This window comes from Martinezella calliandrae (genome assembly GCF_030272695.1).
Lineage (GTDB): Bacteria > Pseudomonadota > Alphaproteobacteria > Rhizobiales > Rhizobiaceae > Rhizobium > Rhizobium calliandrae.
Genome location: NZ_JARFYN010000002.1, coordinates 276,245 through 285,257 on the forward strand (window position 1 = coordinate 276,245; position 9,013 = coordinate 285,257).

The window sequence follows — 9,013 nt, forward strand, 5'->3', positions numbered from 1 at the left end:
AATGATAACGGCTGGCTTCGAGTGAGCATGATCTTGTGCGAAAACTGCGTCACACTCTTCGGGACCATACTTTAGCGACCTGCCGCGCGCCGTTCGGCGTGGAGACCGAGCATATACATCGCCACCGTCGCCCCTGCAATGGCGGTAATGTCGGCATGGTCATAGGCCGGCGATACCTCGACGACATCCGCGCCCCTGATGTCGAGTTGATGAAGCCGCTGCAGCGTCGACAGGATTTTCGCGCTCGAGGGGCCGCCTGCCACGGGCGTCCCCGTGCCTGGCGCATAGGCAGGATCGAGGCAGTCGATATCGAAGGTCACGTAGGTGGGCGCCCCCCGGGTATGGGAGATGATCGTCGAAGCGATCTCTGCCGAACTCATGTCCTCGACCTGATGACCATAGAGAATCTGGATGCCGAAATCTTCGGGCGCATGCGTGCGGATGCCGATCTGGATGGAGCGGTCCGGATCGATCAGCCCGTCGCGCGCTGCACGGGCGACGAAGGAGCCATGGTCGATACGCTTGCCGTCGTCGAACCAGGTGTCCTGATGCGCATCGAACTGCACCAAAGCCAAGGGACCATGTTTTGCCGCGTGTGCCTTCAGCAATGGCCAGGTGATGAAATGATCGCCACCGAGCGTCAGCATAAAGGCGCCGCCATCGAGGATCGTGTTTGCCTGCCGTTCGATCGCCGCTGGCGTTTCCTGATGATTGCCGTAGTCAAGCAGGCAATCGCCATAGTCGATGACGGCCATTTCAGCGAAGAGATCGCGATGGAAAGGATATTGCGGATCATTGTCGAAGATCGTGGAGGCGCGGCGGATCGCCTGTGGCCCGAACCGTGTTCCCGGCCTGTTGGATGTCGCGGCGTCAAAAGGGATACCCCAGACGATGGCGTCGACGCCCTCGAGCGACTTGGTGAAACGCCGGCGCATGAATGAGAGCGCACCCGCAAATGTCGGGTCGCTGGCCGCCGAGGTCAGGCTGGCGGCAGTAAAGGCGTGATCAATCGACGTGCTGGGCAAGGGAGTCTCCTTCGCTCGCATGGAAACCATAAGCCCGCTCGACCCGAGCAACCCGGACTTGATATTGTTCGTACCAACGTTCGCGGCCGAGCTGCTGGGCTGCCATATGAGAGACGACATTCTTCCAGGCCAGGATGCTTTCCTCATCACGCCAGAAGGAAATAGTGATGCCGAAACCGTCCGCGCGCCTGGCGCTCTCGAGACCGAAGCAGCCGTCCTGCGCCTTCGCCAACGTCTCCATTTTCTCTCCCATTGCGCCATAGCCATGATCGCCTTCGTTACGGATGGAAGAAAATGAGACGATATAGTAGGGCGGCTGCGGTGTTGCTGCGAAAGGCGATGCTCTACCGTCGGTCATGGCGTGTCTCCTGGTGACGAAGAGAAATAGGGGACTGGAGGTACGGATTGCAAGCGCGTTCAACTGGAGGCTATCTGCTTGGCGGGATCGTGCACTGATATGCTTGCTTCAGGCAGGCAATTTGCGGCGTTGAACATTGCGCCTTTCCGTCGACAACCGCACAGATCGAACATTGGTCGGTAAATTGCTGGCAATCCGGATTGGCCTGCATGAAGTCCTTCATGCTTTCCATAGGCGCCGGTGCCGCCTCGTTCGTCGTTGCGGCGTCCGCTGAAAAAGCCGCGGTTGCTCTGAGCGATGCAAACGCCAGCAAAGAGATCAAGCCCAATCCCGTAGATCTCATGTTCGCCCCTGAGTGGTTCCTGTCCGGTATCCCTATAATCGATCATATGACGACAGGGCAAAAAGGCGCTGACATATCTTGGCATCGATGGTGAACCTCGGCCGAAACCTTGGGGGTCAGGACGGCGCCGTTCTGACAACCGCACAAATAAAAAGGCCGGGCAAAAAACCCGGCCTTTCCAAAATCCGATCTCGGATAAGCGATTAACGCTTGGAGAACTGGAACGAACGACGTGCCTTGGCACGGCCGTACTTTTTGCGTTCGACGACGCGGCTGTCGCGAGTCAAGAAGCCACCCTTCTTCAGGACGGAGCGCAAACCCGGTTCGAAGTAGGTCAGAGCCTTGGACAGGCCGTGACGAACGGCACCGGCCTGGCCGGAGAGACCGCCGCCGGCAACGGTTGCAACGATGTCGAACTGGCCGTCACGGGCAGCAGCGACGATCGGCTGACGCAGGATCATCTGAAGAACCGGACGGGCGAAATATGCCGTGTAGTCCTTGCCGTTGACGATGATCTTGCCGGAGCCGGCCTTGACCCAAACGCGGGCGACGGCGTCCTTGCGCTTGCCGGTCGCGTAGGAGCGACCGAGCGAATCGACCTTGCGGACGTGAACCGGAGCAGCGGCTTCCGACGTCGTGCCGAGATCCTTCAGGGAAGAGAGATCAGCCATTATCAGGCGCTCCTTACGTTCTTCTTGTTCAGCTTGGCCACGTCGAGAACGACCGGCTGCTGTGCTTCATGGGGATGGTTGGAGCCGGCGTAGACGCGCAGGTTCTTCATCTGGCGACGGCCGAGCGGGCCGCGCGGAACCATGCGTTCGACAGCCTTCTCGAGGACGCGCTCGGGGAAGCGGCCTTCGATGATCTGGCGAGCGGTGCGCTCCTTGATGCCGCCGGCATAACCGGTGTGCCAGTAGTAAACCTTGTCTTCATACTTCTTGCCGGTGAAGACGACCTTGTCGGCATTGATGACGATGACGTTGTCGCCGTCGTCGACGTGCGGCGTGAAGGTAGCCTTATGCTTGCCGCGCAGACGCATTGCGATGATAGAAGCGAGACGGCCAACGACCAGCCCTTCGGCGTCGATGAGAACCCACTTCTTCTCCACCTCTGCAGGCTTCTGGGAGAAGGTTGCCATGTTGAATACTCTCTTTTGGGACCCTGGACCCGAAGGCGTCAGGGCGTTTCTTGTTGCTTGGTTTGGCGAGCGAAACGCGCGCCAAAAAGAAAGCAGCCCGGGAAGGCTGCGATCTGGCGCGGTTTATAAAGGGAATAGGTAAGAAGGTCAATAAGGCACGGTTTTGCGGCTGGAAAAATTCATGTTTAGAATCAATATGTTAAATATACGGTAATCTTGTACCACATATTTCTCGCCTTCAGGCCAGCTTAATAACCAATACCCCCCTGCGATAATGGTGCCAGCTACATAGCGCCAGATGCTCGATCGCTCCTTCAGAACGACCACGGAAATCACCAGCGCAAACAGGATCGAGGTTTCGCGCAGCGCCGCCACCGTGGCGACGGGCGCCCTGGTCATGGCCCATAGCGCAAGGCCATAGGACGCGATGGATCCTCCGCCGCCGATCAGTCCGCGCCACCAGTTGTAGCGGACATGGGCGACAACGGCATTTATGCCGCGCCGCGAGATCGCCCACGCAAATAGCAGTACCGGCGGCAAGAGCGACATCCACAGCGTATAGGAAATGGAGTTGCCGGATATCCGGGCACCGATGCCGTCGACATAGGTGTAGCTGGCGATGACCACGGCATTGGAAAGCGCCAGGATGATCGACTGCCGGCCGCCCTTTCGCGCCTCGAAAGCGAGCGTCAATATGCCGGCGCAAATGGTCAAGGTGCCGATCAGCGTTCCGCCCGACAAGGATTCTTTGAGGATCAAGCCGCTGGTCGAAACGATGATCAGCGGCGCGACCCCGCGCATCAGCGGGTATACGAGGCCGATGTCGCCGGCGCGATAAGCGGCAGCCACCAACTGGAAATAAGCGAACTGCAGGATCGCCGATGCGCCGATGAAGGGCCAGGCGGCGGAAGCCGGCAGCGGCAGAAACGCCAAGAAGGGCAGGGCTGTGACCGCTCCGCCCGCTGCAACCAGCGCGGCATCCAAGGACTTGTCCGTTCCGGCCTTGATGATCGCATTCCAGGTCGCGTGCAGCAGGGCGCCGAAGAGAACGAGCGCGATGACATCAAGGGACACAAAAACCTCGGAAAATGGGTGTCGACGGTTAAAAACTAGGCGATTTATGGATATGCCGCCGCCATTTGATCCTCAATGCTCCAGAAAGCAACACATGCGCGGACTTATAAGCTTTTGGTAGTAGCCGCCTGTACGGCAAAATGAATGGATAAGCATAGGCTCATTGTTCCCTGTTAGTTCTGATTTGCCGCTCAACCATAAGATGTTTCTAATTTATGCATGAATGAAGCGAGAACAAAAATTGCATGCCGGGGGAACGTATGACAGAGAATATGATGATAACATCCAAAGCGCAGTAGAATGTTATTTGAATAACATGATTAAGAATATATTGGGTGGTTAGAACCGGCCAACTCATAACCCAATATGGTGATTCCGACGGGCTGATACGCCCAAATGGAGTATGAATTGCCGTTCTGCAGCGCAAAAAGTGGCAGTCGGATCGACGTGTCGGCAAAGGTCGATGAGGGGCATCTTCTGTCCAGCATTGGTATTGTCGCAGTATCTTCTTAAGAATACTGTCAAAAAGACAACAGACACCGATTTCCGCTGCAGAAATTGCGATTTCTGTTAAAAATTTCATGGGGCTCTAGCGGCTTATCATGAGGCCTCGCTAACTAACTTGGGGTAAGGAGATACGAAGAAAAAAAGCCAGTCTCTGGTACTCTCCTCGCTGAGTATTGAGTCGCTCCACCTCGCGGCGACCCGCCACCGCGGTATCGATGAACGCCGCGGACTTCCTGCCTTTGTTGGTCGATGAATATTTGGAGACAGTCAAAAAATTATCCCAATCCGCCAGCGCCGAACCTAACCGAATTCCACAGTGCTGGCGGCGGCTAGCTCGAGGCCTTTTGTCCCGTTGCAGACTCATAGCGATGAAAACTGGCGGCTCGTCCGCGTGTCAGTTCGAAGCGGTCGGAGCCCCTGAAATCGAGAATGTCAGCCACGTGTTCCAACCCGATGGCCGGTTTGCGGCATCGAATTCCGTGTAGCCTTTCAAGTTCAAGTAGCCTTGCGATTTTCCAATGGGGAAAATGTATCCGATCTGGGGACCAATTCCGACAACCCTCGACTCGAAAGACCCGAGAATTGGATGTTGACCGGTATCGGGGGTAAGCTGCTGGTAGACATATCCGACGAGGCCGACGAAAACGTGCTCGTTAAGAAATTGCGACGCACCCCAGTCGACGTGAAAATCAATCCCACTCCGGTATTGCGTGTCCGGATTCTTGAAATTGTATGTGAGGCCGGCGACTGCAGAAAATTCACGCCCCGTCTTTTGATTGAGATAGGTGTAGCCGCCGCCGCTATCGATAGCTCCGTGCCCAAGACCGAGGTTGGAGAGACGCGTCGAGTCGTAATCGCCAACAGGAATGTCGCCCGTGCCATAGACCATCCAGTTGTGGACACCGTCCTGCCACTTCAATGTCGCCATCGGGTAAAGATCACCGAAGGACGTGACCGCATCGGAAATTTCTCTTGTACGGCCAGCGACGATCGGTCCGACTGCAGCCGTTAGCGTTCCGTCGATGCTCGTACTGTTTCTCCCGAAGATGCCACTCATGCTGACTGCCAATTGTCCGCCCAAGACAGGGGTGTCAAAAGTGTAAGTTGGAGCCAGGAGCAACAAGTCGGCGCGCGAGTGCAATTTCGTGTCGAGACTAACACCAGCGGTGGCTGGGACACCACCGATCTCAATCTGCCTAGCGGCGGCAACACCACCGCTGGCGTGGACCGAGGTGTGAAAATACACCGCCCCGAGCGACCAACCAGGTGTCTGGGGCGCTGCGGCCAAGCTGCCAAATTGTCCGGGAAGCCAGAACGAAACTCCCGCTTCGTCGGCACGGGCGCCTTGAAGCGGCAATGCTAACAGAAGCGAAAACGCTCCAACGCCCAGCCTCGCTCGCCAAGTGTCGAGGCCAAGCCTAATCACAGAACTCTGCATCTCCCATCCCCCCGTTATTTCGTTACGCTGTCTTAGTTCTCGGTAGACAATTCGGTCATGCCGAGAGATGCGAAGTAAACTCTCGAACAGCCTATTTCGTCCATGAGCCGTTGGTGATATTCAAGTGACTACGCGGTTTTCGGGAGTATGTGTGTCTCACAAGCCACAACCCCTTTTTACCCGCCTGTCGAACACGCACGGCCACAGCGATCAAGGTCAGAAAGTTGCGACCCATGACCGCCCCTCGAGTTTCAAATACCTTTAATCTCAATCGGAAATCGCATACAGTTTGGCAGACGGCCATTGGATTTGCTTAGCTCGACCGACGCAGGGAAAACTCTGGAGGGGACATATGAAGAGCGCGCTCTTGGCTATGACGCTAGTCGGACTTTCACTCACAATTTCTGACGTTGCTGTGGCCCAACAGCCCAAACCCAACATCGTCTTCGTGCTGGTGGACAACGCCGGCTGGGGCGATTTCAGTGCGTATGGCGGGACCGTCCCAACGCCGCGTATCGATTCCATTGCGAAGGATGGGCTGCGCTTCAACAACTACACCGTCGAGGCGCAATGCACGCCATCGCGGTCAGCCATCATGACCGGCCGGCTGCCAGTGCGGTCGGGTACGATGCGGGTACCGTATCCCGGCGAAGGCGATTTTGGCCTCGCACCGTGGGAGTATACGTTGGGAGAGCTCTTCTCGGATGCAGGCTACGCAACCGCCGCCTTCGGCAAGTGGCACCTGGGCGAGGTGCAAGGCCGATTGCCTACCGACCAGGGCTTCGATGAGTGGTTCGGGATCAAGAACAGCTCCGACGAAGCCGGCTATTCCTCCTATAAGCTCTTTCGGGACATTGGTTACCCGGAACCTCAATGGTGGGAAAGCAAAAAAGGCGCGCCGCCGCAGCCAGCCGGTGTCTTCGACAAGCCAGCCAAGGACCGTGGCGATGAGAAGATTACAGAGCACGCGGTGGCCTTCATCGATAAGGAAGCCAAGGCGAAAGAACCCTTCTTCATGTATGTCGCCTTTTTGCAGATTCATCCTCCGATGGGTGTGCACCCCGATTTTGCGGGGAAATCAGGCGGTGGGCTGTATGCGGATTGCTTGGCCGAGATGGACCATCGTGTTGGTCAGATTCTCGATGCGATCGAAGCTGCCGGTATTGCGGACAATACAATCGTCGAGTTCAGTAGCGACAACGCCACGAGCCCCCTCAAGGGCGCATCTGATGGCGGTTCGAATGGACCGTGGCGGGGTGATTTCTTCAATCCGCCATTCGAAGGAAGTTACCGCGTAGCCGCCATGGTTCGCTGGCCGGGACATATCGCAGCCGGGCGGCAAAGCCAGGAACTGATGACCGCCGAGGACTGGCTGCCGACCCTCGCAGGGCTGGCAGGGGAGTCGGCCCGCGTTCCCACCGACCGTCCTATCGATGGTATCAATGCCGCTGACTTTGTGCTGGGCAAGCAGGAAACCTCAGGCAGGGATTCGGTCCTCTTTTTCGGTCTTGATGGCAGGCTAATGTCGGTGAAATGGAAGAACTTCAAGGTCGTTTTCCGAAAGTCCGACGGCATCGATGAACCCATCACGGACGTCCAAGTCCCTATGGTGTTTAACCTGATCGGTGATCCCGGCGAGCACTTCAATCTCTGGGAGGTATCGCTGGACATGGGGTGGGTGTATCGCCCGGTGTTCGAACAAATCGAAAAGTTCGAACGGAGCGTGACCAAGTTTCCCAACATCAAGACGGGTGAGGAGTTCAAGGGTTATTCGTCGCGATGACCGATCTCCTTACGCGGCACGCGACTGCGAGACCGCGGCGGGCGACAACGACCCCTTAGTTGTCTTTCCAGCCAGCCAAGCCGACCGGCAGCTTTCAGGAGTCCGAACGGTCAGAGTGGGCGACTGAATTGCGGGCGCGAAGCAGCCGCACCCTTCCACAACGAGGAATGTCCACTTCAGGGCCGGAAGCTGTAGCAAGACGGCGGCTTCACAGCATTCGCGCTCGCGCATCTCATCGGGCGTTAAGCGAATTCTTCTGCGGGGAGGTTGCATGAGCTACTTTGCCGAAGATGGAAGTTGCGAACTATGCCAGCAAACAAATTATGAATGATCGGCAGCAGCTAATCGAACGCCTTCCCCCTTAGTCCCTGCCGTCAGGAATTCCACGCCTGCCTTGCGAAGCGCGGTCTCAATCGCATTGAGCGTGCTTATTCGCGGGTCCACTTTTCCAGTCTCGATGCGCACCACGGCATTCAGTGACACGATAGCTTTATCTGCCAGGTCCTGCTGGGACCAACCAAGGAGCGCTCTCGCGGCCCGTATTTGACGTGACGTGATCATACTGACCGTCTACGTCACACGATGCATTTTTTGCCATTAATAGGTTTATTTTTACCCTCATATGAGTATAAATATGCCTTTGCTGAATGTGGTCGCTCGACGTTAGAAGGTAACGAATTCCGCATGCCGAAAAGAGCTATTTGCCTTGGTCTTGTGTTGACATTTTTCAGTTTGTGGTCTTCGGTCGTTCAAGCCGACTATCTGAGTAATTTCAGAGCATGTAGGTCTGAGCGCGATCCCATGCGGCGCCTTGCCTGCTTTGATTCTGTTGAAGTGCCGCCAAGCAGCGCCAACGAGGCTGAGCAGCCAATCAAGCCATCCCAACCGGTGAGTTTCTCCCTGGGCAGATTTGCGATTGACAACGAAGGAATCACAACCTTCGCTCGCGTTCGATTTACCCCAACATTTGCAAACTTTTCGAACAAGGAGGTTGTGGCGCTAACCTTCAATCTTCGAATAACCAACGCTTTCGGTCAGGACATCATAGTAACGAAGAAGGACTTGGATATTATAATTCCGGCCGGAAAAATCATTCAAAGCCCAAAATACTATTTTTGGGAAAAGAACCCTGCAAGTGAAAGTGACTTCGACGCACTTATCGGCCCTATATCGACCGGCAGAGCAATAGCGAATGTGCAAATAGAGCGGGTCGCGTTTTCGGATGGAACAATTGAAAATTACTAAGGCGTGAACCGCGCCGGGTTTGCCGGAGGCCGTTTGGTTTAAGTTATGCGGCCATGGCTGGCGCGTCCAGCATGGCATAGTAACGTTCTTCGGCTTCGGCAG

At 56.2% G+C, this 9,013-nt stretch carries 10 protein-coding genes; 3 read left to right on the plus strand and 7 right to left on the minus strand.

Annotated elements, in window-relative coordinates:
• Window positions 1–71: 71 nt before the first annotated feature.
• On the minus strand, window positions 72–1,025 hold the full coding sequence (gene speB / locus PY650_RS02880; RefSeq protein WP_285877553.1) for an agmatinase: 954 nt from the start codon (window positions 1,023–1,025) through the stop codon (window positions 72–74).
• Window positions 1,006–1,383 (minus strand): antibiotic biosynthesis monooxygenase family protein, encoded by a 378-nt coding sequence (locus PY650_RS02885; RefSeq protein ID WP_285877554.1) that lies wholly within the window; start codon window positions 1,381–1,383, stop codon window positions 1,006–1,008. The genes speB and PY650_RS02885 overlap by 20 nt, the downstream gene beginning before the upstream one ends.
• 209 nt (window positions 1,384–1,592) lie before the next feature.
• Here PY650_RS02885 and PY650_RS02890 point away from each other — a divergent pair, with 209 nt between their 5' ends.
• Complete coding sequence (locus tag PY650_RS02890; RefSeq protein WP_285877555.1) at window positions 1,593–1,820, plus strand: hypothetical protein; 228 nt, start codon at window positions 1,593–1,595, stop codon at window positions 1,818–1,820.
• A gap of 109 nt (window positions 1,821–1,929) precedes the next feature.
• Here PY650_RS02890 and rpsI read toward each other — a convergent pair whose 3' ends face one another.
• The 4 genes from rpsI to PY650_RS02910 all read right to left on the minus strand — a co-directional run bounded on the left by rpsI (window position 1,930) and on the right by PY650_RS02910 (window position 5,883).
• Window positions 1,930–2,397: a 30S ribosomal protein S9 gene (gene rpsI / locus PY650_RS02895; protein WP_285877556.1), complete on the minus strand. Its 468-nt coding sequence runs from the start codon at window positions 2,395–2,397 to the stop codon at window positions 1,930–1,932.
• A 2-nt stretch (window positions 2,398–2,399) separates the two neighbouring features.
• Window positions 2,400–2,864 carry a 50S ribosomal protein L13 gene (gene rplM / locus PY650_RS02900; protein ID WP_028753977.1) on the minus strand — a complete coding sequence of 155 codons (465 nt, stop codon included), beginning with the start codon at window positions 2,862–2,864 and terminating at the stop codon, window positions 2,400–2,402.
• 147 nt (window positions 2,865–3,011) lie between these two features.
• Window positions 3,012–3,938 carry an EamA family transporter gene (locus PY650_RS02905; RefSeq protein ID WP_432761477.1) on the minus strand — a complete coding sequence of 309 codons (927 nt, stop codon included), beginning with the start codon at window positions 3,936–3,938 and terminating at the stop codon, window positions 3,012–3,014.
• A gap of 901 nt (window positions 3,939–4,839) precedes the next feature.
• The gene (locus PY650_RS02910) at window positions 4,840–5,883 is read right to left on the minus strand and encodes a SphA family protein (RefSeq protein WP_285877557.1); all 1,044 of its coding nucleotides are present in this window, start codon (window positions 5,881–5,883) and stop codon (window positions 4,840–4,842) included.
• Window positions 5,884–6,235: 352 nt separating this feature from the next.
• Between PY650_RS02910 and PY650_RS02915 the strand changes: the two genes are divergently transcribed.
• Window positions 6,236–7,666 (plus strand): arylsulfatase, encoded by a 1,431-nt coding sequence (locus tag PY650_RS02915; protein ID WP_285877558.1) that lies wholly within the window; start codon window positions 6,236–6,238, stop codon window positions 7,664–7,666.
• Window positions 7,667–7,987: 321 nt separating this feature from the next.
• On the opposite strand, the gene PY650_RS02920 is transcribed toward PY650_RS02915, so the two are convergent.
• Window positions 7,988–8,227, minus strand: coding sequence for a helix-turn-helix domain-containing protein (locus PY650_RS02920; RefSeq protein ID WP_285877559.1), 240 nt, complete (start codon window positions 8,225–8,227; stop codon window positions 7,988–7,990).
• Window positions 8,228–8,248: 21 nt separating this feature from the next.
• Here PY650_RS02920 and PY650_RS02925 point away from each other — a divergent pair, with 21 nt between their 5' ends.
• Window positions 8,249–8,911, plus strand: coding sequence for a hypothetical protein (locus PY650_RS02925; RefSeq protein WP_285877560.1), 663 nt, complete (start codon window positions 8,249–8,251; stop codon window positions 8,909–8,911).
• The last annotated feature ends 102 nt before the right edge of the window (window positions 8,912–9,013 follow it).

Excerpts from the sequence above, each read along its gene's own strand:
- PY650_RS02885 (WP_285877554.1), bottom strand. The coding sequence starts at position 1,383 with ATGACCGACGGTAGAGCATCGCCTTTCGCAGCAACACCGCAGCCGCCC.
- PY650_RS02890 (WP_285877555.1), top strand. The coding sequence starts at position 1,593 with ATGAAGTCCTTCATGCTTTCCATAGGCGCCGGTGCCGCCTCGTTCGTC.
- rpsI (WP_285877556.1), bottom strand. The coding sequence starts at position 2,397 with ATGGCTGATCTCTCTTCCCTGAAGGATCTCGGCACGACGTCGGAAGCC.
- rplM (WP_028753977.1), bottom strand. The coding sequence starts at position 2,864 with ATGGCAACCTTCTCCCAGAAGCCTGCAGAGGTGGAGAAGAAGTGGGTT.
- PY650_RS02910 (WP_285877557.1), bottom strand. The coding sequence starts at position 5,883 with ATGCAGAGTTCTGTGATTAGGCTTGGCCTCGACACTTGGCGAGCGAGG.
- PY650_RS02915 (WP_285877558.1), top strand. The coding sequence starts at position 6,236 with ATGAAGAGCGCGCTCTTGGCTATGACGCTAGTCGGACTTTCACTCACA.
- PY650_RS02920 (WP_285877559.1), bottom strand. The coding sequence starts at position 8,227 with ATGATCACGTCACGTCAAATACGGGCCGCGAGAGCGCTCCTTGGTTGG.
- PY650_RS02925 (WP_285877560.1), top strand. The coding sequence starts at position 8,249 with ATGCATTTTTTGCCATTAATAGGTTTATTTTTACCCTCATATGAGTAT.